Here is a 26304-nt window from a genome sequence, read left to right as displayed (position 1 = left end):
ATTGATTAAGATTTAACTAACACTGAATTTTACTATCTGGACTGTTTTCATAAGTTATTGAACCGTATCAATAAATACAAAGCCTCTCCTCCATTCTATCTTTGTACCATAATTAAAATGCTTGTCGCAAAGCATTGATTCACACTAAAAAAAACTTATAATTATGGCAAATGTAACAAAACCCGAATTTAAAGAAAGATATGGAAACTTTATTGGAGGAAAATTTGTAGACCCAGTAAAAGGGCAATATTTTGAAAACAGATCTCCTGTAGATGGTAAAGTATTTACACAAGCAGCACGATCAACACAAGAAGATATCGATCTTGCTTTAGATGCAGCACACGAGGCATTTCCTGCTTGGAGTAACACGTCGGCAACAGAACGTAGTAACGCGTTATTAAAAATTGCTCAGGTTATGGAAGATAACTTAGAGTATTTAGCATCTTTAGAAACCATTGATAATGGTAAACCAATCCGTGAGTCTCTTGCAGCAGATATCCCTTATTGTATTGATCATTTCCGCTATTTTGCAGGTGTAATTCGTGCAGATGAAGGAAGTATTTCAGAACATGATAAAGATACAGTAAGTATCGTATTACACGAAGCTGTTGGTGTAGTCGGAGAGATTATCCCATGGAATTTCCCAATGTTAATGCTAGCCTGGAAAATTGCTCCAGCTTTAGCAGCAGGTTGTACAGCAGTTGTTAAACCAGCAGAACAAACACCTACAAGTGTTATGATGTTAATGGAACTTATTGGTGATATTTTACCAGCAGGTGTATTAAATATTGTAACTGGTTTTGGTAAAGAAGCTGGTGCAGCATTAGCAACATCAAACAGAATTGCTAAATTATCATTCACAGGTTCTACAGAAACTGGACGTATAGTATTACATAATGCAGCAGAAAACATTATTCCTGTAACTATGGAATTAGGTGGTAAATCGCCAAACATTTTCTTCCCATCTGTAGCAGCTCAAGACGATGAATTTTTTAGTAAAGCTATTGAAGGTGCATTAATGTTTGCTTTAAATCAAGGTGAAATTTGTACCTCTCCTTCTCGTATTTTAGTACACGAAGATATTGCAGATCGCTTTGTTGAAAAAATGCAAGAACGTTTAAAATTAGTTAAACCAGGAAACCCATTAGATCCAGAAACAATGATTGGTTCTCAGGTATCTAAAGCGCAATACGAAAAAATACTAAACTATATTAAAATTGGTATTGAAGAAGGTGCTGCTGTTTTAGCTGGTGGTGAAGCTGGTAACTATGAAGGTGAATTAGCCGAAGGTTACTACGTACAACCAACCGTTTTAAAAGGAGATAACAAAATGCGCGTCTTCCAAGAGGAAATTTTTGGACCTGTTGTAGCCTTAACAACGTTTAAAACTACAGAAGAAGCTATTGCTATTGCCAACGACACACCTTACGGATTAGGTGCTGGTGTTTGGTCTAGAGATGCACACGAATTATACCAAGTACCACGTGCTATACAAGCAGGTAGAGTTTGGGTAAACCAATACAATACCTATCCAGCACACGCACCATTTGGTGGAGTTAAAGAATCTGGCTTTGGTCGTGAAAACCACAAAATGGCATTAGACCATTACCGTGTTGTAAAAAACATGTTAATCTCTTATGATAAAAAACCAATGGGCTTCTTTTAATTAAGAAACAACTATAGATTTTTATATAAAACCTCAGATTTGTCTGGGGTTTTATTGTTTTACAAACTAGACACAAGCCTCACAAACTCCCGTTAAAACACAATTAACCGCTTTAACTTTATCTCTTTTTGATGCTGTAAAATTTAATATTACCTTTATAACAACACACTAACATACCACAAGATTTAAATTGTGAAATTATAGAACTTGACTATATTAAAGTGGACGAGAAGCAAAAAAACAAAAACACTAGGAATATATGCTTGTGCTGACAATACTAACAGATTTAGGTCTGTTACCAATGCAGTATCCTCTGGTAATATTGCTGGATCGATGTTAAATATGGAATTGTCGCATGAAGATTTTTAACTAAAATATTTCCGTTTAGAATATAAAAAAACCTCAGATGCGTCTTAGGTTTTTTAAATCAATATGTTCTATTCACTATGGAAATATCTACTTAAAGCGCATTGTATCACTTTAAAAGATCAACAATCTCGATGAATCCTTTTTCTGAAGCATAATCCAAAGCAGTTTTACCTTCATTATCTTTTATAGTAGCATCTGCTTTATGTTCTATTAATAATCGTACAATGTCTATTTTATTGTATTGTGTTGCAAAAGTTAATGCTGTTGTTCCGTTATTGTTTACTGCATTTAAGTCTGCTCCATTTTCAATTAAATATTTCGCAAAAGCTACATTTCCTTTAAAACTAACACCAATTAAAGCAGTATTTCCAGACGCATCTTTAGCGTTAATAGGCGCATTATGTTCTACTAAAACTTTGGTTGCAGCTTCGTTATCAAAATAGGTTGCCAGAATTAATGGTGTAAATCCACGCTGGTCTTTTGCTTCGGCTAATTGTGGGTTTTCATTTAATAGTGCTTTTAAGGTAGCTGTATCATTATTTTTAATACTTTCAAAAACTTTATCTGTATTCATTTTGTTTCATTTTTACTGTTATTAAAAGCTGTCTGAATCTATATTCTTAATGTGATTCAAAATATAAAACCTTAGGTTTCAACTTAAAAAACTTCATTTAAATTATTAATAATCAATAAAAAAGGAATGGATTTTACATAAATCCATTCCTTTATATTATATATCATCGTCTTTTATTTCACGTCAAAACGATCTAAATTCATCACTTTAGTCCAAGCTGCAACGAAGTCTTTTACAAAACGATCTTGACCATCATTTGCACCATAAACTTCTGCTATTGCTCTAAGCTCTGTATTTGAACCAAAAATTAAATCGGCTCTAGTTCCTTTAAACTTAACTTCACCTGTATTACGGTTACTACCTTCAAAGAATCTATCGTCTGAAGACGTTGCTTTCCAAGTGTATGTAAAGTCTAAAATGTTTTTGAAAAAATCGTTAGTTAAGCTACCAACATTATCTGTAAACACACCATTGTCAGAGCCATCGTAATTAGCACCTAACACACGTAAACCACCAACTAAAACAGTTAATTCTGGCACAGAAAGCGTTAGTAAATTAGCTTTATCAATTAGTAAATCTTCGGCAGCAATTTTTAAGTTTCCTTTAATGTAGTTTCTAAAACCATCTGCTAAAGGCTCTAAATACCCAAACTGCTCGATATCTGTTTGCTTTTGTGTAGCATCTCCTCTACCTTGTAAAAAGTCTACTTCCTGATTGTATCCTGCATTTTTTAACGCTTTTTCTACTCCAACATTTCCTGCAAGCACTATTAAATCTGCTAAAGAAACAGTACCTTCAAATTTAGTTTTAATACCTTCTAGTACATCAAGGACTTTATTTAATTCGGTTGGATTATTTACTTCCCAGCTACGTTGTGGCTCTAAAGCAATACGCGCTCCATTGGCACCACCACGATTATCTGATCCTCTAAATGTTGATGCTGAAGCCCAAGCGGTTGTTACTAATTGTGAAACTGTCAAACCAGAATCTATAATCATAACTTTTAAGTTAGCGATATCAGCATCACTTAATGTATAATCCACTGCTGGAATTGGATCTTGCCATAATAATTCTTCTTTAGGCACTTCTGGTCCTAAGTATCTAGACGTTGGTCCTAAATCACGATGTGTTAATTTATACCAAGCACGCGCAAATGCGTCTTCAAATGCTTTATGGTCTGCATGAAAACGTTTAGAAATTTCTAAATATTTAGGATCAACTTTTAAAGCAATATCTGCAGTCGTCATCATTAAATCTTGTCTTCCGTTAGCGTCACCTGCTTTTGGAGCGCGTTTGGCATTGGACTCTGCTGTTGGTTTCCATTGGTGTGCACCAGCTGGACTTTTAGTTAATTCCCAATCGTAATTTAATAATACATCAAAATAATCTGCATCCCAACGTGTTGGATTTGGTGTCCATGCACCTTCAATACCACTAGTAATAGTATCGTCTAAAACACCTGTACCAAAACTATTTTTCCAACCAGTACTCATTTCTTCAATTGATGCACCATGAGGTTCTTTACCAACATATTTATTTGGATCTGCAGCTCCATGCGCTTTACCAAAAGTGTGACCACCAGCAACTAAAGCTACAGTCTCTTCATCATTCATTGCCATTCTACCAAAGGTTTCTCTCACATCATGTGCTGAACCCATTGGATCTGGAACTCCGTTTGGACCTTCTGGGTTAACATAAATCCAACCCATCATTACAGCTGCTAAAGGATCTTCTAGATCGCCTTCTTTATATCTGTCTTCATTTGCTCCCCATTCTGTTTCACTTCCCCAATAAATATCTTGTTCAGGCTCCCAAACATCCGCTCTACCTCCTGCAAAACCAAATGTTGGAAAACCCATAGACTCTAAGGCGCAGTTACCAGCTAAAATCATTAAATCTGCCCAAGAAATTTTATTTCCATATTTTTGTTTGATAGGCCATAATAATAAACGTGCTTTATCTAAGTTACCATTATCTGGCCAACTATTAATTGGTGCAAAACGTTGGTTTCCAGCTCCTGCTCCTCCACGACCATCACCAACTCTGTACGTTCCGGCACTATGCCAAGCCATACGTATCATTAATCCTCCGTAATGTCCATAATCTGCAGGCCACCAATCCTGAGAGTCTGTCATAAAAGCTGTAAGTTCCGCTTTTAAGGCCTCATAATCTAGACTTTTAAAAGCTTCGGCATAATCAAAATCGTCTCCCATTGGGTTTGATTTTGAAGCATTTTGACGTAAAATATTTAGTTTTAATTCGTTTGGCCACCAATCTCTATTTTTTACTCCACCACCAGAAGTGTGTTTAACTGTTCCACTTAAAAAAGGGCAATTTGCTGAACTTTCATTAATATCAAAGTTTTTACCATTTGGCTGATGACTTGAATGAGGATTATTTTCCATAGTATTTATTTTAGATTTAATTTGAGATAAAATTAGATATATACCTTATAAATTTACTATTAAAAAAATTGATTGTTACTATTTTAGAATAGGTTTTGCTTATCGGATGTATAAAACTCAATAGTTTAAAATTATTTGATAATATTTTGCTAACATTGATTGTGACACCTCATTATTACTTATTTTTACTTGCTTAACAAAAAAATCAATAAAAATGGCTAAAATAACATTAGGAGGCACTCCTGTTGAAACTATAGGACAATTACCAAAAATCGGAGAAAAAGCTCCAGATTTTACTTTAACACTTAGCGACTTATCGATTCAAAAATTATCGGACTTTGAAGGCCATAAAGTGGTATTAAACATTTTTCCGAGTGTAGATACTGGTACATGTGCAACTTCTGTAAGATCATTTAATAAAGAAGCTGCTGAGATGGATAATACTAAAGTACTTTGTATCTCTAGAGATTTACCATTTGCTCAAGCACGTTTTTGTGGTGCAGAAGGTATTGATAACGTTATGATGTTATCTGATTTTAAAACGGGACAATTTGGTAAAGATTATGGTTTAGAATTTGCATCTGGTCCTTTTGAAGGGTTACACTCTAGATGTGTTGTGGTTTTAGATGAAAATGGAATTGTACAATATACAGAGCAAGTACAAGAAGTGGCTGACGAGCCTAATTATAAAGCGTCACTTTACGCATTATTAGATGAGTAAAAAAGAACCATTTATAATTAATCGTTTAAAAAGTGTTGGGTATGCCTTTAAAGGCATGCTCTTACTTTTAAAAACAGAAGCCAGTATACAAATACAATTTTGTATTGCTATTATTGTTACTATCACTGGTTTTGTTTTAAACATCACCTCTACCGAGTGGATTATGCAATGCTTTGCAATAGGCTTGGTCATGAGTGTAGAAGGTGTAAATACTGCTATTGAGGCTATTGCAGATTTTATACATCCAGAACATCACGAAAAAATTGGTTTTATTAAAGACATTGCTGCAGGTGCTGTTTTTATAGCATCCATAGCTGCTACAATCATTGGTTTGATTATTTATATCCCAAAGCTATTTTAAACAATTATCCATTAGGATAAACGTTAACTATTTGTATTTTTACGCAAATTAAACCCAAAAATGGCGAAAGCAAAAAAACAAACTAAAACAAAAAAGAAAGTCGGTTTTAAAAAACCTGACTTAACCCTAACTAGTCAGCAAAAACTAGTCTTAGGTAGCTTTTTAATAATTTTAGGTGTCTTGTTTTTTATATCCTTTTTATCCTATTTATTTACAGGTAAAATTGACCAAAGTGCCTTAACCGAATTTTCTTCTAGAGAGGTAGAAACCCAAAATTGGTTAAGTAAACTAGGTGCTTGGATTAGCGATCTATTTATCCAACGTGGTTTTGGTATAGCAGCTTTTATATTTTCTGGTCTTACCTTTTTGTCAGGAGTCTACGTGCTTACTGACTTAAACAAATCTAAATTACGTAAACATTGGTTTTGGGGCATTTTAGTTGTTATTTGGTTTTCAGTTTTATTCGGCTTTTTTGCTCATAAAAATGATGTATTAAGCGGAACCATTGGTTTTGAAATTAATAGCTTTTTCCAAGATTATATTGGTGAAATTGGAACTATATTATTATTAGCTTTTGCTTTTATTAGCTATTTAGCCATTCGTTTTAAATTTACACCACAACGCATAGCAGCTATCTTTAAAAATGCTAGAAAGAATATTAAGGACGATTTTAAAGATGATTTTGTTCCTGTAGATAATTCGTATTCAGACGAAGCTGAAGCTATGAAGTCTGCTTTTGAAGTAGATAAAAAAGTAGAACCTACAATTTCAAACCATTCAAAAATAGAAACCACAAATAATATAGAACTAACGCAAGAAGTTAGTACGCCTGAGGTCTCTTCAAAAGAAATAAAAACAGAAATAACAACGCCTGAGATTGAAATAGAAGAACCTCAAGTAGAAATTGAGGTAGAATCTGTTACAGAAGAAATATCAGAAACTGATAATCTTGCCAATAAGTTAGTAGAAGATTTTGGGCAGTTTGATCCTACTTTAGAATTGGGTAAATATCAATTTCCGCCTTTAGACTTACTTAAAAAGTATGATAACGAAGGCGTTACAATCAACCAAGAAGAATTAGAAGAAAATAAAAACCGAATTGTTGACACTTTAAATAATTACAAAATTGGAATTGCTAGTATTAAAGCTACCATTGGACCAACAGTCACGTTATATGAAATTGTTCCGGAAGCTGGAATCAGAATTTCAAAAATCAAAAATTTAGAAGATGACATTGCTTTATCACTGTCTGCTTTAGGTATACGTATTATTGCACCAATTCCTGGAAAAGGAACCATTGGTATTGAAGTGCCTAATAAAAATGCAACCATCGTTTCCATGCGCTCTGTAATTGCATCTCAAAAATTTCAGAAAACCGAAATGCATTTACCAATAGCAATTGGTAAAACAATTAGTAATGAAACTTTAGTCATTGATTTAGCTAAAATGCCACACTTACTAATGGCTGGAGCAACAGGTCAAGGTAAATCGGTAGGTTTAAATGCTGTATTAACATCGTTATTATACAAAAAGCATCCTGCTGAAGTCAAGTTTGTTTTAGTCGATCCTAAAAAGGTAGAATTAACCTTATTTAATAAGATAGAACGACACTATTTAGCAAAACTTCCGGATGAAGCTGAAGCTATTATAACAGACAATACCAAAGTGATACACACATTAAACTCGCTGTGTATAGAAATGGATAATCGTTACGAAATGCTTAAAAACGCACTGTGTCGTAACATTGTTGAATATAACACCAAGTTTAAAGCGCGTAAATTAAATCCAAACGAAGGTCATGCTTACCTACCTTATATTGTGTTAGTAGTCGATGAGTTTGCAGATTTAATTATGACCGCAGGAAAAGAGGTAGAAACACCTGTTGCACGTTTAGCACAATTAGCTCGTGCAATTGGGATTCACTTAATTATTGCAACTCAACGTCCTTCTGTAAACGTTATTACAGGTATAATTAAAGCTAACTTCCCAGCACGTATTGCTTTTAGAGTATCTAGTAAAATAGACTCTAGAACCATTTTAGATGCAGGTGGAGCAGATCAATTAATTGGACGTGGAGACATGTTATATACACAAGGTAATGATATGATACGTATCCAATGTGCTTTTGTTGACACTCCAGAAGTTGAAAAAATTGTAGATTTTATTGGTAATCAAAAGGCTTATCCAGATGCTTATTTATTACCAGAATATGTTGGTGAAGAAAGTGGCACAAGTCTTGATATAGATATATCTGAGAGAGATGTTTTATTTAAAGATGCTGCCGAAATTATTGTGACAGCTCAACAAGGGTCTGCTTCTTTACTACAACGTAAATTAAAATTAGGTTACAATCGTGCAGGTCGTTTAATTGACCAATTAGAAGCAGCAGGAATTGTAGGCGGATTTGAAGGTAGTAAAGCAAGACAGGTTTTAGTTGTAGATTTAGTAGCTCTTGATCAACTATTAGAAAACGAAAAAAAATAAATTACACTTAAAATGAAAAAATTATTAGTATTATTTTTATTAGCTACAAGTAGTATTTTTGCGCAGGATGACCAAGCAAATAAACTGCTAAACGAAGTTTCAAACAAAGCTAAAAGTTACAACAATATTTCTATTGCTTTTAAATACGTTTTAGAAAATACTGAAGAAAACATAAAACAAGAAACCAAAGGTGACGTTGTCATGGAAGGTGATAAATACCGTTTAAATATTTTAGGTATTACGCGTATTTATGATGGTCAAAACATTTATAGTATAAGTCCAGAAGATGAAGAGGTTACCGTATCTAAAGGAAGTGATCAAGATGAAAGCACGATTACACCTAGTAAAATGTTAACGTTTTACAAGGAAGGTTTTACTTTTAAAATGGATATTGTACAAGATGTTAATGGTAGAAAAATCCAATACATTAAACTAACACCAATGGATTCTAATTCCGAAATTAAATATGTTTTGTTAGGTATTGATACTAAGACGAAGCACATCTATAGATTAATAGAAGTTGGAAATAACGGAACAAAAACAACTTTGACTGTTAATTCTTTTAAAACTAATGAGACTTTATCAAAATCCTTATTTACCTTTGACAAAAATAAATTTAAGGACTATTACATCAATAAACTGGATTAATTCTAAGTGAAAATATTAGATAGGTACATATTAACTACATATCTTAAAACCTTTATCAGCGTGTTTGTAATACTCATGCTGATTTTTGTTTTACAGGCTATATGGCTATACATTAAAGAGTTAGCAGGAAAAGACTTAGACATTGTTACCGTCTTAAAGTTTTTAATGTATATCACTCCTACCCTTATTCCGTTAATTTTACCGCTTACAATTTTGTTAGCATCCATTATGGTTTTTGGTGATTTTGCTGAAAACTATGAGTTTGCTGCAATGAAGTCTACAGGGATTTCATTACAACGTGCCATGTCTGGATTAGGTCTATTTATTGTCGGCTTAGGTGTATTAACCTTCTTTTTTAGTAATAATGTAATTCCGTGGGCAGAATACAACAGTTTTAATTTAAGGAGAAACATTGCCAATGTAAAACCTGCAATGATTATTGCTGAAGGTCAATTTAACGATATTGGTGATGCTTTTAATATTAAAGTTGAAGAAAAGTCTGGTAAAAATGGTAAATTTCTTAAAGGGATAACCATACATAAAAAAGGCTCAAGTCGTATGTCAGGTAACTTTACCACAATTGTTGCAGACCATGGAGAATTGGCAAGCCAAGAGGATTCAAACGTGCTTAATTTAGTTTTGTATGATGGATATTATTATGATGATACACCACCTAGAAAAGCTGAAGAAAGAAATAAAAAACCTTTTAGTAAAGCCGAGTTTAAAAAACACGTTTTGGCAATTGACTTGTCTGAATTAAATAATATTGATTTAGATGAAAAAAATGTAGAAAACAAATATACGATGCTTAACGTATCAGAGTTAAATTACACAATTGACTCGCTTAAAACAGAACGTAATGGCGTGGTTAGTGAGTTTTCCAACACCATATATAATAGGACTAATTTACCAACTTTAAATTTGACCATCAAATCCATAAAAGATAGTATTTATGGTGGAGATATTTTAGACATTTTTAATACCAAACGTAAAATACAAGTATTAGATTATGCGGTTAATAGCGTATCTAGTACTCAACAAATATTAAAATCTAAGACCACAGCTTTACAAATAAAGAACTCCAATATTTATAAACATGGTATACAATTACACAAAAAATTTGCATTAGGTATAGCCTGCATTATTCTATTTTTTGTTGGAGCGCCATTAGGTGCCTTAATACGTAAAGGAGGTTTAGGATTACCAATGGTTATTGCTATAGTCTTGTTTTTAAGTTATCACTTTATAGGTTTATTTGCCGAAAACAGTGCTAAAAACGGAAAACTAAACCCTGTACTCTCTGCTTGGTTTTCAACGTTAATCATGTTACCATTAAGTATATTTTTGACTAAACGCGCTACTCAGGATAGAGGTATTTTTGAATTCGATCATATTACAGTTCCTATTAAAAATTGGTACAATGCCAAATTTGGTAAAACTAAAATTACAGCTGATACATTAAGCTCTGATACAATCTATCTACCAGAAACTGAAAAAGCTAGCTATAAAACATTATCAACACTTAGTATTACTTTTTACATAATTAGTGTTGCTCTATTTATTTTATACTTTGTATTTAAAAACAACAAATTACCAGTTGTAGCTTTAGCAGGTATTCAGATTAGTTTAGTTTCATTTATTGTATTTTTATTTAATTATATAAAATCAACTTTAAGCTTTAATAAGTTACACAGCCTAATTTCTGATAAAAAAGAACCTCTAATACAAACCATTATAGGTATAGTTATTTATCCTTTAATATATATATTAAGAGTTCAAAAACTTACTATTGGAACAGATTATAATATCTTACCAAATAGCACAACAGAAGACATAGCAACCACTACTCCAATTACCTTGGAAGCTAGTGATATTAAAAATTATAAAATATTATCTAAATTAAGTTACGTGTTTTTTACAATCGCGTTAGTATTATTTATTTTGTTTTTTGTGTTTAAAAACAACAAGCTTCCTGTATTCTCACAAGCTAGTATTCAGATAAGTGCAATTTCATTTCTAGTGTTTCTTTTTAATTATATTAAAGCAACCTTTGAATACAGAAAACTACTTAAAATAATAGTAATAAAAGACAACCCACTAGTTACCATTTTTGGAACTGTTTTTTACCCTTACACGCATTACTTTAGAACTCAAAAACTAGACACTTAGTTATACTAACTAAGAAATATGCAATATCTTTGCAGTACAACACAAATGTTATGATTACTACAAAAACAGAACGACAAACTTCTTTTCAATTAAATACAATAGAAGAAGCAATTCAAGATATAAAAGCAGGAAAAGTTATTATCGTAGTCGATGATGAAGACAGAGAAAATGAAGGTGATTTTTTAGCTGCTGCAGAATTAGTTACGCCAGAAATGATCAATTTTATGGCTACGCATGGTAGAGGATTAATTTGCACACCCTTAACAGAACATAGATGTGAAGAGTTAGATTTACATATGATGGTTACTAACAATACCGATCATATGGAAACTGCCTTTACAGTATCTGTAGATTTAAAAGGAAATGGAGTAACCACAGGAATATCTGCAGGTGACAGAGCAAAAACCGTACTATCATTAACTAATCCTGACACTAAACCTTTTGATTTAGCACGACCAGGACATATCTTTCCTTTAGTAGCAAAAGAAGGTGGTGTTTTAAGACGAACAGGTCATACGGAAGCTGCTATAGATTTTGCAAGATTAGCAGGCTTACAACCTGCTGGAGTTATTGTAGAAATCATGAACGAAGATGGTACTATGGCTCGCTTACCTCAACTAATTGAAGTTGCTAAAAAGTTTGATTTAAAACTAGTATCCATTGAGGACCTAATTGCCTATAGAATGGATCATGATTCTTTAATTGCTAAAAAAGAAGATTTTCAGATTGAAACTAGATTTGGTAGTTTTAGATTAAGAGCTTACCAACAAACTACAAATAACCAAGTACATATCGCTTTAACTAAAGGTGATTGGACTAGTGAAGATACCGTTTTAACACGAGTTAATTCTACCTTAGTAAATAACGATATATTAGGCACGTTAACCAATAACGCAGACGAGAAATTAGATGATATGTTTCGTGTAATTAATGACGAAGGTCGTGGAGCTATATTATTTATAAACCAACAAGCAGAATCTATGAATTTACTACAACGCTTGACTGTTTTAAAAAGCGTGCAAAAGCCAAACACTGTTGCTAAAGCTCCTGCTATTGCAATGGATAGTAAAGACTTTGGAATTGGAGCACAAATTTTACATGATTTAAATATTCATAAATTAAAATTAATATCTAACTCTCAGCAAACAAAACGTGTTGGTATGATTGGTTATGGTTTAGAAATTATAGAATATGTAGGTTATTAATTAATAACTTTATTACAATAAAAAAAGCTCCAATTATTTATTAATTGGAGCTTTTTTTTAGATGTTATTTTACTACTTATAACCTATAAAAGTGTCTTGTGCATCTAATACATTTTTGACATAGATTTTAAATTCTGGATAGTCAGCAGCTTGAATACGTTTCATTGAAGGCTTTGATTTGATTTCAACCTTTAATTGATTAGCCTTTAACTTACTATAAGTTATGCTATAGGAATGGTCTTTAAAAGTTAGACTAACATTCTCAGGAATTTCAGTAAAAGACTGATCGGCTTGGATATTAACAATATAATCTACTTGGTAAACATCCATGTTTTCGTATAATGTATAATCAATTACATGCTCACGTTTTTCTAAACTAACAATACTATTGGTATAAGGATTAGATACCATTGGTAATTGCAACACATTAGTAGATCCTATTTTATTTATTTTTTTATTTAATGTCATATCTGATGTATATTTAATCAACATATCATCATTAAGTCTTTCTATATTATTCACACTATTTAATGTAAAGTCATCTGATAATCTATTATCATAATCTTCGTAAACAGATTTTTTAACAACCTCTGCATTTGGCTCTGCAAATACACTAGAATAATAAGAATTAATATGACCACTATATTCTGAGTCTATTACCATACCAATTTTTGAATTATCGATATTTAATGTAACTATGTTTTTAGAGACCGCTTGCTCTCTTGATAAATTATTCAATTTAAATAAATCATACGTTTTAGTATCATTTCTATCCAAAGGAATCTCTAAAGCTGTAGCACCTCTTAACGATGTTGGTAAAGATTTATATGGTAAATACTTATCTGTTAATTCTAAAAACTGATCTTTTCCATCAATTTTAACTTTTGCAATACAGTGATTAAAATCTGTACTTGGCAATACTAAACTGTTATAACCGTAATCTGAGGTTAACACAAGTACTAAATTAGCATCTAACTCGGCTTTTTTAGCCAACGTTACATATAAAGTAGAAAAGTCTTTACAATCTCCTAAATTAGTTTTGATGGTTTTAGATGGTTTTTGTGGCACAAATCCACTTTGTCTAAAACTAACATAACTGTAGGTAAAATTATTACGTATATAATTGTAGATAATTTTAGCACGTTGGTCTTCTGATAAATGCTTGTAACCTTCCGGAAATAATGCGTCAAATGTATCTTGTACAGTCGCGTTAACTTCCATAACACTTCTAACTAGGTCAGAATACCATATAGAAATTTCGTTCCAACTATCTATTGTACTAAAGTGAACATACTCTGCAACATCACTATCACTTGGCATATAGTCTTCACCTTGTGGTAATCCTGGATTATTTAAAATAGTCCATTCGTATAATTTAGAATCGCCTTTAGTTGTTATTTTAGGTTGTGTATTACCGTTAACACTTTTATAATTTAATTTATAATCTTTTGGCGCAATTACTTTAACTGAAGAAGAGGCAGTAGGATGAAAAGAACCTAACATAAAACGGTCAGAATACGTTTTGTAAAAACGACCAGACTTAGAAAACGAATATTCGTAATCTAAATAAATTACATCACCAATTGACAATCCGTTAAATACTAAGCTAGATCCACTTTTATCTGCTGGTACGATGCTTTTATCTTGTTTAACAATTTCTGATTTATTAATATTATATGTTCCGCTTAAACCTAAATCATATTCTTTAAAACGTTCTACTCCATTGTCTGAAGTAATTTCGTAGATAAAAACAGATCTATAATTACCACCACCTTCACTATACAACTCTACAGTGCTATTATCATGTAATATATTAAAACCATAATTATTGGTTAAAATCTTACCTCTAGTGTCCGTAATTAATCCGTAAGCATCTTCTGTTACTAAATCTTTTAAAACGTTATTTTCGTTATTTAAATCTTTTAATTTTTTTCTTAGGGATTTATCGTTGCTATTGTGAGCCAATGATGCTTGATACGCAGTAATTGCCTTTTGTTTATCTATTTGAAGTAAAGCATCCCCTTTTAACTCTTGAAAAACAAACGAATCTGGAAAATTTGATAATCCTTGATCAATATATTTTAAAGATTCTTTATGTTTTTGATATTGATGTAATTTATTAATAATTGATCTTAAGTAATAATTATCTGTCCCTAGATATTCAATCTCATTGGTCAGCATATCCATGACTTTATCTTTTTGATTGCGTCTATCGTAATAAGACACTAGCTGTCTAACTAAAGCTAAGTCAAAGGTGCTTTTTTCTAAATCTTCTAATATACTAATTGTCTTATTTTCCTCTTCAAACAATGACGCATATAAAGGTGCATAACGTAATACTAACTTAGTATTACCATCTGCCATCTTCATTAACTTATCTAGGTTTTTTTTGACTTTAGCTTTATTTTCCTGACGTGCATTGTAGATAAAATCTGCAGTTTCGTGCATGATTTCTAAATCAATAGTTTTTTTAAGTTTCTCCAGGTATTCTTCTAACTCAGTAAGACTCATTCTAGTCAACTCGTCAAATAACATAACTTTTAATAAAACTGGTAGATAATAGGAGTCGTCATCCAGTTCCATATTTTTATTAATTTCTTGTATGCTAGTATAATCTTCTTCTAAAGAATACACAGAAATCATTAATTTTCTTAACAAACTACTTTTTGGATATTGCTCTAAAAATGGTTGTAATACTTTTTTAGCTTCTTCATATTTAGAGTTTCTTAAATATGTTTTTACTAAACAATAGGCATTAAAAAAGTTATTTGGGTTTTGATCAAGTTTGTTTAAAAAATAAGCTTCAAAACTATTAGTAATTGGTTTTGCATTTAGTTGACTTACAGTACTTTTATTATAATCAGCATAGCTTGCAGTATCTTTTAGATTAGTATTATGTGAGCCATCTAAATTTAATGGACTAACTATAAAGTAGCTACCATAATCACTCTCTGCAGTTTTTATTAACAACCTATTATTACCTTTAGGAAACGTTACTTTGACTTGATATGCATCTAGGTCTGTAACGACGTCTTGTTTGTTTTCAAAAATAACTATATCATTTAACCATAATTTAAAAGCAGATCCGCTTCCTATACGTAAAATTACTGTTTCGTCTTGTGATGCAGTAACAAATGTTTGCGCATAATTAACACCAGAGCCATATTCTTCGTGATTTGTAAAAAACTGATAAGCCTCTTCTTGGTTTTTTGCAGTGTACCAATTAACAAAACCATTACTTTCTGCATCAAAAGGCGCATCACTATTAGCGTTTGTTTCTGGACCATATACACGATCAAGACCACTTTTATTTAAGTTTTCAAAAACACCACAATACTGCCAATGTCTAAATGATGGTATATTGTTCATTTTAGAATTATATGTCTTCCAATCTTTACTGTCTCTTGCTAAAACAGACTCTAGGTAAATTATAGCATCTTTGATAGTGCTATGTGTGGGATTTTTTTTGGCAACGCTTCGAATTGCTCCTATATTTTTGCTATTAAAACCAGTTTCTAGATACGTATTAAATAAATAATTTTCATTCCAAAGTGCATATAAGTAATACTGATAATCTGCATCATTTAAAAATGCAGGCAAAAAATCTTTATTGGTTCTAAATTGACCATTCTCTACCCTAAGCATTTCATTAACAATAAGATTTTGAATAGTATTGTCATTAACATTCTTTAATGTTTCAGTAGCAGAAACACGATTATTACTTAATAACTCTTGCCAAAATTGATCATAATTATCTTGGGCTAAAGCCGAATAAAAGCTTAGCAAAATAAATAGTATAGCGAATTTTTTCATTTAGTGGTTGGTTTAAGGGATTGTGATAATAAATTAAAGATTATAGTGATTGTTTTATAGCGTCTACCATAAGTTGAGCACGCTCACGGACTTGTTGTTCTGTCCAAGATAACTTTATCAAACAAGATATGTTTCTGCCAATAAAGTGATCTGAAGCATCAAATGTTTTAGTTTGTAAGTACGCTAAACCATTTTTAACGTCGTTAGATACTGGATACAAGGTTTTAATATCTTTTAAATGCTCCCATTTTCTAATATAATGCCAATTATTATCATAATAATGAAAACAAGCATCAACACCTCTCTCTTTAAAAGTAGAAGCTACTTTTCTGGCAGTATCTAAATTAGGTAAGAAAAAGTTTAAAAACGCGTAACTTTCTTCTCCTCCTTCTGGTACTGTTCTAAAAGTCACCTCAGGAAACACAGCCAGTGCTTCCCTTAATATTGTGTAGTTTTTTTTCTGAATAGCGATAAAATCCTTTAAACGTCTTATTTGAGCCAATCCTACTGCTGCATTAAGCTCTGATATTCTGAAGTTATACCCTAAATATGGGTGTAATTCGGCTCCTCTATCACTACCAATATGATCGTGACCATGGTCGGTAAACAAATCAGCGTTTTTAGCATATTGTGCATTATTAGTAACCACTGCTCCACCTTCTCCACAAGTTATTGTTTTTACAAAATCAAAACTAAAACATCCTAAGTCACCATAAGTACCAAGATATTTTCCTTTATAAGTTCCTCCAATAGCTTGACAAGCATCTTCGATTAGCTTAAGATTGTGATCTTTAGCTATAGCCATCAAAGCATCTAAATTAGCCATGCTACCGCACATGTGTACTGGCATTATAGCTTTAGTCTTGCTGGTAATTGCTTTAGATACAGCTTCAGGGTTAAGGGTTAGGGTATCGTCAATATCTACCAAAACAGGGATTGCGCCTAACATCATAATAGCTTCAAAACTAGCAACAAACGTAAAGCAAGGCATAATAACTTCATCTCCTGCTCCAATACCAGCTAGCGCTAACGCAACAGATACAGCAGCTGTACCATTGGTAACTAATTGTGCGTGATTAACTTCTAATGTATGTTGAATTTCGTTTTCTAAAGATTGTGCTTTGTAATGTCCATTTCTCATGGCATCAAAACCATAGCGCATCAAAACACCATTATCTAAAACATCCTCTACTTCTTTTCTCTCTAAAGCTCCAAAGCTTTCAAATCCTGGCATCTGTATAATATTTGTTAATATTCCAAATCTAACAGAAAATAAGCAATAAAAAAAACGTCTAAAAATTAATTTAGACGCTTTAATAACTATAGATGGTATTTATTATGCTAGTAGTTTTCTAAAATAGATTCAATAAAAGCAAAATGTCTGTCTGTTTCACGTAAAAAGGTATAACCAGATAATTCGCCTATAATATTTAATTGATCGTTTAATGCTACTAAATTTGGATAACCTCCATTGGTATTGTATTTACTAACCACAGTATTGTTTTTCTTTTGTTGTTCTTCAGAAATTATATCTGTACGTCTTGGCATATCAATCATAACTAACACAAACTGTTCTGCTTTTTCTTCAAAAGCTTCTGTATTAAAAAAGTCTTTTTTCAACATCTTGCAAGGTGCACACCAATCACTACCTGTAAAATAAATTAATATTGGTTTTTTAGATGAAATAGCCTCAGTCTTTGCTTCGTTTAAATCCGTCAACCAATTTAAGTTTGACATGTCTTCGTCTTCTTCTTGAGCAGAAACAGTGAAAGAGATACATAAGACAAATAAAAATATTAATTTTTTCATATTGTGTGTGTGTTAAGCTTTACAAAAATATTCTTTTTACTGAAATAACAATAATCTTGCCACGAAATTCTATTTCCAAATAATTACACTTTCTTCAATAGGTTTTCTAACTTTTTTAAGTTTAGACATAAAATCATCTTCAGCCCTATATCCTATTGGCATAATAAGGACAGATTTTAAATTTAACTTTTCTAAATTTAAAATAGCATCATAATCTTTAGTCGAAAACCCTTCCATAGGACAAGCATCTATATTTAATAACGCACAAACCGTCATTAAATTTCCTAAAGCTAAATAAGCTTGTTTAGTTGCCCAAGTTTCTTTATCAATTTGAGTTTTAGAATCAAAATCCTGAACTAAAAAATTTTTAAATGGATCCAAAATCTCATTAGGAGTGTTTCTAATTTCTTTAACTCTATTAAAATAATCTAAAACAAAAGGTGTATCCATTTTTGAATCAATGCAAAACACAAATAAATGAGAAGCTTCTTGCACCTGTTTTTGATTAAATGATAAAGGCACTAATTGCTTTTGTAAAGTTTTATCTTTTATAACTAATAACTTTATTGGTTGAAGACCGTACGATGTTGCAGTTAAATTAAACGCTTCTGTTAAAATTTTAATATCACTTTCTGCAATTATTTTTTTTGAATCAAAACTTTTGGTGGCATATCTCCAGTTAAGTTGTTCAATTATATCCATAATATCCTTTTTTAAGCAAAAATAAAGCTTATCAATCATGCAAAACACATAAAACCCTATAGATTTTTAAATAATGTAAGATTTAATTACTTGTTATCATATTGATAAACAACTTTTTAAAAAATAATGCATTTTTTATTTGAAAATAACTAAAATCATATCTATATTTGCACTCGCAATTGGAGGATATCCAATGAGACACTCAAGGAGAATTGGCAGAGTGGTCGAATGCGGCAGTCTTGAAAACTGTTGAGGGTCACACCTCCGGGGGTTCGAATCCCTCATTCTCCGCAAAAGCCTTACATTTTATGTAAGGCTTTTTTATTATATCAACTTTTGATTTTATCAATTACACAGAGATCTATATTATTTTAAAAAACCTTTTACCATTATTTACTTATGGTTATTGATATATTTATTACTCCTATTTTGATTTAAATTGTTTAATAGCTTCTTTAAAAAATGATATAGTATCATTTTTATTTACGTCCAACAATTCTAAAATTGCACCAGTAAAATCTTCAGTTCTCCACTCTCCTATTGTTAATTCAAAAAAATTATAAGGTTTAATTATTTTATCATTTTTATATCCAGAGATATAAAAATAGTGGGTTTTAGATACATTATCCGGAATTGCTAGTCCTAAACCAATGGTTAAATTAGTATCTGGTATCTTTGCATAAATACCAGTATCAAAATGATGAGGCCATACTCTGCAAGGTGCTTCCAATTTATAATCTGCTTTTATACTTTCAATAACTTTTTCTGCCATTACACGTTGAGCTGTCAATGTTTTAAGACGATCTAAATTAGACAATTTAAAAGTGTAACTTGCGTCTATACTATATGGCAACGTATAATGAAACTTATAGGTATACAACTTATTAAGATTGCTTTTAGACATATCCGAAAGCCACTTCAGGATAGTGCTATGCGAGACACCATCCAAACTAAAACTTGTTTTACCTTTTTTAGACTTCCATACTAATGCGAAGTTGTCGTAATCTAAACCTAAGACATCGTCGTTTATAGAAAGTGAATGCGTATATAAACACTTATCTGTTATACTAAATCCAAAATTTGTGTGACTGTCGTCGTCTTTCTTTTCAAGAAAACTAATTCCAGCTGCAGCTAAATACTGAGCTGCCAAATGCATTTGATCATCCATAATAAGTTGTTTTTGATATTATAATTAAGTCTTTAAATTAGTGTATTTAAGCATTAATAATTTAATTATTACATTAAAATTTTCTTAAATAAGCTTATTAATACAACATACTTAAAAGTTGTGACAAAAAATGTGATGAAAATATTAGACTTAATACTCTATAAAAACCATCCTATTTATGCTATTAGATTTTGACATAAAAAAAGCCATAACATCTATTCTGTTATGGCTTTTTAAAATTATAAGTTTTGACATTACTCCCAAAACCCTTCAATCTCTTCTAGAGATTTACCTTTAGTTTCTGGTATAAATTTATAGGTTACGTACACTATAATTAATATAAAAGCAATAAATATAAAATAAGGTAAAGAGCCATTCCATGGAGCACTGTTATTAGTCTCGCTTCCCATAACCATTGGAAAAGATTGAGAAACTACATAATTTGCAGCCCATTGAGCTGCTACAGCTACTGACATAGCCACACTACGTATTTTATTTGGAAACATCTCTGACAATAATACCCAAACAACAGGTCCCATTGATAAAGCAAAAGATGCAATAAAAACTAAAACACCAATTAATGATAACATACCAACACTTTCTTGTTGTAATGTAACTCCTAATAGCAAAAATCCAATTATCATCCCTATTGACCCTATGTACAGTAAAGGTTTACGTCCAAATTTATCTACCGTAAACATAGCTACAAAAGTAAAGACTAAGTTGACAAATGCTAATAATATTTGTTGTGCTAAAACATCTTCTTTTCCAAAACCTAAGGCTTTTTCAAAAATATCTGCACCATAATATAACACTGCATTTATACCTGTAAATTGTTGCAACATTGACAAAGCAGTACCTATTGCTATGATTATTAATATAGCTTTAGAAAAATAACTAACCTTAATACCATCGTTATTTTGGTTTAAAGATTTTTTAATTTGTAACATCTCTTTGGACGCTACTTCGGCATCATTAATTTGCTCTAATACAATTAATGCCTCTTTATCTTTTCCTTTTAAAGCTAACCATCTTGGACTTTTAGGCACAAAAAATAATAGTATTAAAAATAAGCCACTTGGTATTAACTCTGACCAAAACATACGACGCCATCCAAATTCTATGTTTTCGGCTACTGTTAAATTGTTTCCTATATAATAAGTTGCTAAAAACACTACAAAAAAGCCTATAACTATCGCTAATTGATAATACGTAACCATACGACCTCTTATATTTGAAGGTGCAATTTCTGCTATATACATTGGTGCATTCATAGATGCTACACCTATACCTAATCCTCCTAAAATTCTAAAAAACACTAGCATGCTAACTGATTGTGGAAAAATTTCTGGTAAGCCAGAACCATATGCTGATAGTGTAAATAATAATGCCGAAATAATTAAAGACCATTTTCTACCTATTTTTATACTTAATGGTCCTGCTACTATTGCTCCAACAAAGCAACCTAATAGTGCACTACCAACAACCCATCCTTTTAAAGCATCGCTTAATTGAAAATGTTCTGTAAGATAATATTGTGCGCCATTTATAACACCTGTATCATAACCAAATAATAAACCTCCTAATGCTGATACAGCTGCAATAAGAAGTAAGAAAACACTTTTTTTCATTTAAATAATTTTTGTTAGCCAATAAATATACTATTAAATTGATAATAAATTCAACATGTTTGGTTTTTGTATGGTTAGTATTTTTTAATTGTAAGCAATATGTTATTAAAGTAATCTTAACAGATTATTTTATGTGATTAATATCATGTTTTAATGTATAGATTTTAAGTAATTTTATAGTAAACTTATTATTATGAATACAAATATCAAGTATTATCAAAGTAAAAATGAATTTAGATTATTTGTTAAACAATCACATTCTGATCTTCTTCAATTTAAAAATGAAGGTGACAAAGATGCCTTTAATAATTTAGTTTTAAAAATATTACCTGTTTTACGGAATTACATTAATAGACAACTTAATGTGTACATTAGTCAAGGACATTTTTCCAAAGGAAAATATAAAGGTGATGATATAATAGATCAACTTTTTATAGAAATTTACGATCATATTGAAGACGTTAAACATGAAAAAGACTTTTATGCTTGGTTATACTTAAAAGTTGATCAAATAATGGAAGATATTAAAGTTGAAGAAGAATTTAATGACTTCTTTTTTAAAAATATTGACACCTATTCTAAACCTGAATGGGATGCTATGGAAGAAAAATATACTAAGGATGCAGATGGTGATTTATTGCTAATTGAAGAGTTGTCTGATAGCTCTTACAATCATAATGACTACGAATTAAAACCTATTTTTATTGAAGAGAATGAAGTCGATTTTATTAATAAAATTGATAAGCATTTAAAACAAGATGAAGCAAAAAAACATACAGCTTTTGTTGTTGGAAATTTACCAAATGCAATGCGTCAAGTTTTTGAGCTATTTACTAATGAGCATTTATCCTTTGAAGAGATTGCAGTAGTTAGAAAATTATCTATAACTGAAGTTAAAAAATTATTTAACGATGCTAAAAAAGCTTTACAAATTAGCTTATTTAATAGGTATTTAAATAATTAATCTGATTTTAATTTTAAAAAAAAAGAGCTATTAATAAAAAGCTCTTTTTTTATATTCTATTATAATATTAGGCTTTAAAGTCTAATCTTTTTTTTCCTGTTATAGATTCTATATTAATTAAAAACACAGCAGGAATATCATCCTTATAAATTTTACTAGAAAAATCACTTATAAAGTTAGCTTTACTATGTTCTTTTTCTAAAATAATATCCTTTATTCCCAAAGAAAATTTATGCAAATAGGCTTTAGCATCACTACCAAAGTGTTGTTCAAATTTACCGTGTACTAATACAGATTTCCAATTAGTAACATTTTCTACATCAGAAACTAACATTGACACTGTTGGATTTTTACGCATAGCATTCATTTTATGACCATCTCCAGAGTAACATATAATTGCATGCTTTTCTTTGTCAAAAAAATAGGTTATTGGGATTACAAACGGAGTATTGTTATATATATAACCTAATTGTCCAATATAATTGTTTTCTAAAATGTATTCTATTTCTTTTTCTTCTAAATTTTTAAACATAATGCTTAGTGTTTTATAGTGTTTGTTTCTACTTTTAAATCAGGTATTTTAATTAACTCAATAGTTTGAGAAGCTAAAACAACTTTACCATTGGTTGCTTCAATTTCTGTCCTAATTAAATCATTTAATATGTGTTTTGTTATTCTTCTTTTTTTATAATCTACGATATACCTTAAATTAAATTTAATCCAATTATCTGTTAGTGTGGTTGCTAAAGTAGGCTCTACCATTGCATCTTCTATATAATATTTATTAACGACTTCTTTCCATTGATCTTTAGATGCTTTTGTATATTCTGCTAATGTTGTTGTTGCTGCTTTTATAATTATGGATTTTGCTAAATCGATATCAGAACCATAACGTATTGGCAAATTAAACTCGTCCCAAATAAATGGAAAATCTTTAGAGTAGTTATAAACAGGTCCTTTAAAGACAAATGCATTACTTAATTTTACAATTCGGCCTGTATAATTATCGCTTTCTACCCATTGCCCAATTTCCATCATTGTGGTATAAATACTATCTACATCAATGACGTCTCCTTTGATTCCGTTAATTTCTATTCGGTCTCCTGGTTCATACACTTTTACAACAAAAATATACACGGATCCTGCAATGCTTAATATTAACTCTTGCAGTGTAAATGCTAATCCAGCAGACAATAAACCTAGCGTAACTGTAAAATCTTTAATACTTCCTGTAAAGTATAAAACTGTAATAAAGGCTAACAGAAAATAACCTATTAGCTCAATCCCTTTTTGAGATTTATATCTAACAGAAGTATTAGCAATATTTTTTTTTAAAAAGCGTCTAATAAATTGTACACAAAGCAATACAAAAGCAACTATTACAATATATTTAATTATACTTTGCAATAGTGGATACTCTAAAAACCATTGATTTATTTTGTCCATTATTTAACTATAAATCTTCGTATAATCTTAGTTTATTATTAAGCGATGTAATTTGATTTTGCATGTCCTCTACACGTTGTAATAAATTATAAACTGCATCTAAACCTTCTAAATTTATATTAAGATCAAAGTGTAAACGCATCAATTTTTCAACCTCACTAATTTGTGTTGTTTTAATGTAATTATCATTGTCTGAAACCACAATTTCAATTAGTTCATAATCTTTTAAATCATTTATAAACGTTGAAGGCACGTTGTAATGCGTACAAAAAGTTGTTATAGAAATTAAATCTGTTACTTCCATAATTATCTTAATTTTTGAAGTTGGGTAAATAAATCTTTCTCTTTATCTGTGAGGTTTGTCGGTGTTTTTATTTGATAAGTTATATATAAATCTCCAAACTGTTCTGCTTTTTTATACTTAGGAAACCCTTTACCTTTTAACTTAACTTTTGTTCCGTTTTGGGTTTCTGGTTTAACCGTCAATTTTACTTTACCATTAAAAGTATCCACCATTAAATCTCCACCTAACATAGCAGTGTATAAGTCTAAATCTACAGTCGTATAAAGGTTGTCTTTATCTCTTTTGAATTTGGAATGATTTTGAATAGAAAACTGAATGTATAAATCACCATTTGGTCCATCATTAACCCCTTTACCTCCATGACCTTTTATTTTAATTGTTTGTCCATTTTCTACTCCAGCAGGAATGGTGATTCTGATGTTTTTATTATTAACAGTAAGTGTGCGTTTATGATCTGTATAAACATCTTTTAAATCCAAATGAAGCTCTGCATTAAAATCTTGACCTCTAAATCTAGTGTTTCTTTGTCTTCCAGATGCTTGACCACCAAACATACTACCAAACATATCTTCAAAATCTTGTTCGCTGTAACCTCCAGAATTTCCTGCCTGACCTTGATATGCACGTTGTTGCTGTTGTTGCTGTTGTTTTGCTTGTTCGAAGGCTTCAGAGTTTTTCCAATGCTCTCCATATTGGTCGTATTTTTTACGATTTTCCGGATTGCTTAACACCTCATTGGCTTCATTAATCTCCTTAAATTTTTTTTCAGCTTCTTTATCGTTTGGATTTAAATCTGGATGAAACTTACGTGCTAGTTTTCTGTAAGCTTTTTTTATATCCTTATCCGAAGCTGTTTTGGCAATACCCAACGTTTTATAATAATCTATAACTGCCATTTATTTAGTTTTATGGTTTTCTATGTGGTGTTTAAGCTCCTGTTTTAAGGTGTTTAAATAGTCCTGTAATTCTGGAATATCAATATGTGGATGTTTTTCAGTAGGAATCGTAATTGGTTCTTCCAACAAAAAGGTGTACAATTCTGGATAATTAGTTTCTATATTAGATGTTAATTGTGTGATTTGCGTTAATAGCTCTTGCTTTGTTTTCATACCTAACTTATTTAATAACAATAAATTTACTCTTAAAGTTACAAGAATAATATGATTAAAATCAGTTTAAGGTATTAATAATTAGCTAATTATTTGACCATCTTCCATGGTGATTATCCGATCTGTTCGATTTGCAAAATCTGTATCATGTGTTACGATTAATAGAGAAAGGTTTTCTTCTACACTTAATTTTTTAAAAATATTAAACACGTTATCTGCATTATGACTATCTAAATTACCAGTTGGCTCGTCTCCCATAATTATAGACGGATTATTTATAAGTGCTCTAGCTATTGCTACACGTTGTTTTTCGCCACCAGAAACTTGAGAAGCACGTTTATAAGCTAAATGTTGGATATTTAAAATTCTTAATTTTTCTAGTGCATCTTTTTCAATCTCTTTTAAACTTTTCTCTCCTAATTTTTTAGCTGGAAGCATTACGTTTTCTAGCACTGTAAATTCGGAAAGCAAATAATGAAACTGAAAGACAAAGCCTATATGTTTATTTCTTACATAAGATAATTTATTAGGACTATCACCTGTTAATAAATCGTCATTTAAATATAAATCACCTTCATAGTCTGAATCCATGGTAGACAAAATGTATAATAAGGTAGACTTACCGCAACCAGATTTTCCCATTATGGAAACAAATTCGCCTTCATTAATTTTAAAATTAATATCTTTTAAAACATGAAAAAGCACGGGCTTTTTAAAGTATTTATTTATGTTTTTGGCTTCCAGAACTGTTTTCAT

At 31.0% G+C, this 26304-nt stretch carries 23 protein-coding genes and 1 tRNA gene; 10 read left to right on the top strand and 14 right to left on the bottom strand.

The genetic code is table 11. The annotated features are described in order from the left end of the window. Positions 1-163 precede the first annotated feature (163 nt). Both WNY60_RS00960 and WNY60_RS00955 read left to right on the top strand, forming a co-directional pair. Positions 164-1666 (top strand): aldehyde dehydrogenase family protein, encoded by a 1503-nt coding sequence (locus tag WNY60_RS00960; RefSeq protein WP_342861201.1) that lies wholly within the window; start codon positions 164-166, stop codon positions 1664-1666. A 207-nt stretch (positions 1667-1873) separates the two neighbouring features. Continuing rightward, entirely contained in the window at positions 1874-2035 is a 162-nt protein-coding gene (locus WNY60_RS00955; protein ID WP_342861200.1) for a hypothetical protein, read from the top strand. A gap of 106 nt (positions 2036-2141) precedes the next feature. On the opposite strand, the gene WNY60_RS00950 is transcribed toward WNY60_RS00955, so the two are convergent. Together WNY60_RS00950 and katG are read right to left on the bottom strand one after the other, a co-directional pair. After that, complete coding sequence (locus tag WNY60_RS00950; RefSeq protein WP_145001905.1) at positions 2142-2609, bottom strand: ankyrin repeat domain-containing protein; 468 nt, start codon at positions 2607-2609, stop codon at positions 2142-2144. 173 nt (positions 2610-2782) lie between these two features. Continuing rightward, positions 2783-5014: a catalase/peroxidase HPI gene (katG, locus tag WNY60_RS00945; protein ID WP_342861199.1), complete on the bottom strand. Its 2232-nt coding sequence runs from the start codon at positions 5012-5014 to the stop codon at positions 2783-2785. 214 nt (positions 5015-5228) lie between these two features. On the opposite strand from katG, the gene tpx reads away from it, so the two are divergent. Genes tpx through ribB form a run of 6 tightly spaced genes read left to right on the top strand, consistent with a single transcriptional unit; the run spans position 5229 to position 12602 of the window. Next, positions 5229-5735, top strand: a complete 507-nt coding sequence (gene tpx, locus WNY60_RS00940; protein ID WP_145001906.1) for a thiol peroxidase — start codon at positions 5229-5231, stop codon at positions 5733-5735. Beyond that, positions 5728-6096 carry a diacylglycerol kinase family protein gene (locus WNY60_RS00935; protein ID WP_339807933.1) on the top strand — a complete coding sequence of 123 codons (369 nt, stop codon included), beginning with the start codon at positions 5728-5730 and terminating at the stop codon, positions 6094-6096. Before tpx ends, WNY60_RS00935 begins: the two co-directional genes overlap by 8 nt. Positions 6097-6156: 60 nt before the next feature. Then, the gene (locus tag WNY60_RS00930) at positions 6157-8580 is read left to right on the top strand and encodes a DNA translocase FtsK (protein WP_342861198.1); all 2424 of its coding nucleotides are present in this window, start codon (positions 6157-6159) and stop codon (positions 8578-8580) included. Positions 8581-8592: 12 nt separating this feature from the next. Further along, positions 8593-9228: an outer membrane lipoprotein carrier protein LolA gene (locus tag WNY60_RS00925; RefSeq protein WP_145001909.1), complete on the top strand. Its 636-nt coding sequence runs from the start codon at positions 8593-8595 to the stop codon at positions 9226-9228. A gap of 6 nt (positions 9229-9234) precedes the next feature. Then, positions 9235-11397, top strand: a complete 2163-nt coding sequence (locus WNY60_RS00920; protein WP_342861197.1) for an LptF/LptG family permease — start codon at positions 9235-9237, stop codon at positions 11395-11397. Positions 11398-11447: 50 nt separating this feature from the next. Then, positions 11448-12602 (top strand): 3,4-dihydroxy-2-butanone-4-phosphate synthase, encoded by a 1155-nt coding sequence (ribB, locus tag WNY60_RS00915; protein WP_342861196.1) that lies wholly within the window; start codon positions 11448-11450, stop codon positions 12600-12602. Between the two features lie 72 nt (positions 12603-12674). On the opposite strand, the gene WNY60_RS00910 is transcribed toward ribB, so the two are convergent. The 4 genes from WNY60_RS00910 to WNY60_RS00895 form a co-directional block, all read right to left on the bottom strand. After that, a complete protein-coding gene (locus WNY60_RS00910) occupies positions 12675-16415 on the bottom strand; it encodes a DUF3857 domain-containing protein (protein WP_342861195.1) in 3741 nt (1246 codons plus the stop codon). A 40-nt stretch (positions 16416-16455) separates the two neighbouring features. Continuing rightward, complete coding sequence (locus WNY60_RS00905; protein WP_145001913.1) at positions 16456-17649, bottom strand: DegT/DnrJ/EryC1/StrS family aminotransferase; 1194 nt, start codon at positions 17647-17649, stop codon at positions 16456-16458. A gap of 107 nt (positions 17650-17756) precedes the next feature. Further along, on the bottom strand, positions 17757-18224 hold the full coding sequence (locus WNY60_RS00900; protein WP_339807939.1) for a thioredoxin family protein: 468 nt from the start codon (positions 18222-18224) through the stop codon (positions 17757-17759). A 69-nt stretch (positions 18225-18293) separates the two neighbouring features. Further along, positions 18294-18926, bottom strand: coding sequence for an NAD(P)H-dependent oxidoreductase (locus WNY60_RS00895; RefSeq protein WP_339807940.1), 633 nt, complete (start codon positions 18924-18926; stop codon positions 18294-18296). Between the two features lie 206 nt (positions 18927-19132). Between WNY60_RS00895 and WNY60_RS00890 the strand changes: the two genes are divergently transcribed. Then, positions 19133-19217, top strand: a tRNA-Ser gene (locus WNY60_RS00890). 133 nt (positions 19218-19350) lie between these two features. On the opposite strand, the gene WNY60_RS00885 is transcribed toward WNY60_RS00890, so the two are convergent. Both WNY60_RS00885 and WNY60_RS00880 read right to left on the bottom strand, forming a co-directional pair. Next, complete coding sequence (locus tag WNY60_RS00885) at positions 19351-20094, bottom strand: hypothetical protein (RefSeq protein WP_342861194.1); 744 nt, start codon at positions 20092-20094, stop codon at positions 19351-19353. A 254-nt stretch (positions 20095-20348) separates the two neighbouring features. Further along, positions 20349-21725, bottom strand: coding sequence for a sugar porter family MFS transporter (locus tag WNY60_RS00880; protein ID WP_292944660.1), 1377 nt, complete (start codon positions 21723-21725; stop codon positions 20349-20351). 193 nt (positions 21726-21918) lie between these two features. Here WNY60_RS00880 and WNY60_RS00875 point away from each other — a divergent pair, with 193 nt between their 5' ends. Continuing rightward, entirely contained in the window at positions 21919-22689 is a 771-nt protein-coding gene (locus WNY60_RS00875) for a sigma-70 family RNA polymerase sigma factor (RefSeq protein ID WP_145001918.1), read from the top strand. Between the two features lie 67 nt (positions 22690-22756). On the opposite strand, the gene WNY60_RS00870 is transcribed toward WNY60_RS00875, so the two are convergent. The 6 genes from WNY60_RS00870 to WNY60_RS00845 all read right to left on the bottom strand — a co-directional run bounded on the left by WNY60_RS00870 (position 22757) and on the right by WNY60_RS00845 (position 26304). Continuing rightward, positions 22757-23221, bottom strand: a complete 465-nt coding sequence (locus WNY60_RS00870; RefSeq protein WP_342861193.1) for a pyridoxamine 5'-phosphate oxidase family protein — start codon at positions 23219-23221, stop codon at positions 22757-22759. Between the two features lie 5 nt (positions 23222-23226). Then, positions 23227-24135, bottom strand: coding sequence for a mechanosensitive ion channel family protein (locus WNY60_RS00865; protein ID WP_342861192.1), 909 nt, complete (start codon positions 24133-24135; stop codon positions 23227-23229). A gap of 7 nt (positions 24136-24142) precedes the next feature. Further along, the gene (locus tag WNY60_RS00860) at positions 24143-24439 is read right to left on the bottom strand and encodes a chaperone modulator CbpM (protein WP_342861191.1); all 297 of its coding nucleotides are present in this window, start codon (positions 24437-24439) and stop codon (positions 24143-24145) included. Between the two features lie 2 nt (positions 24440-24441). Next, positions 24442-25335: a J domain-containing protein gene (locus tag WNY60_RS00855; RefSeq protein ID WP_342861190.1), complete on the bottom strand. Its 894-nt coding sequence runs from the start codon at positions 25333-25335 to the stop codon at positions 24442-24444. Beyond that, a complete protein-coding gene (locus WNY60_RS00850) occupies positions 25336-25548 on the bottom strand; it encodes a hypothetical protein (RefSeq protein ID WP_145001923.1) in 213 nt (70 codons plus the stop codon). Between the two features lie 81 nt (positions 25549-25629). Beyond that, the gene (locus WNY60_RS00845) at positions 25630-26304 is read right to left on the bottom strand and encodes an ABC transporter ATP-binding protein (protein ID WP_339809397.1); all 675 of its coding nucleotides are present in this window, start codon (positions 26302-26304) and stop codon (positions 25630-25632) included.

Origin of the sequence: Olleya sp. AS48 (assembly GCF_038900355.1) — a bacterium.
In the GTDB taxonomy this organism is placed as follows: Bacteria; Bacteroidota; Bacteroidia; order Flavobacteriales; family Flavobacteriaceae; genus Olleya.
Note: the sequence above shows the minus strand (reverse complement) of the source record. Positions and strands in the feature narration are given on the sequence as shown.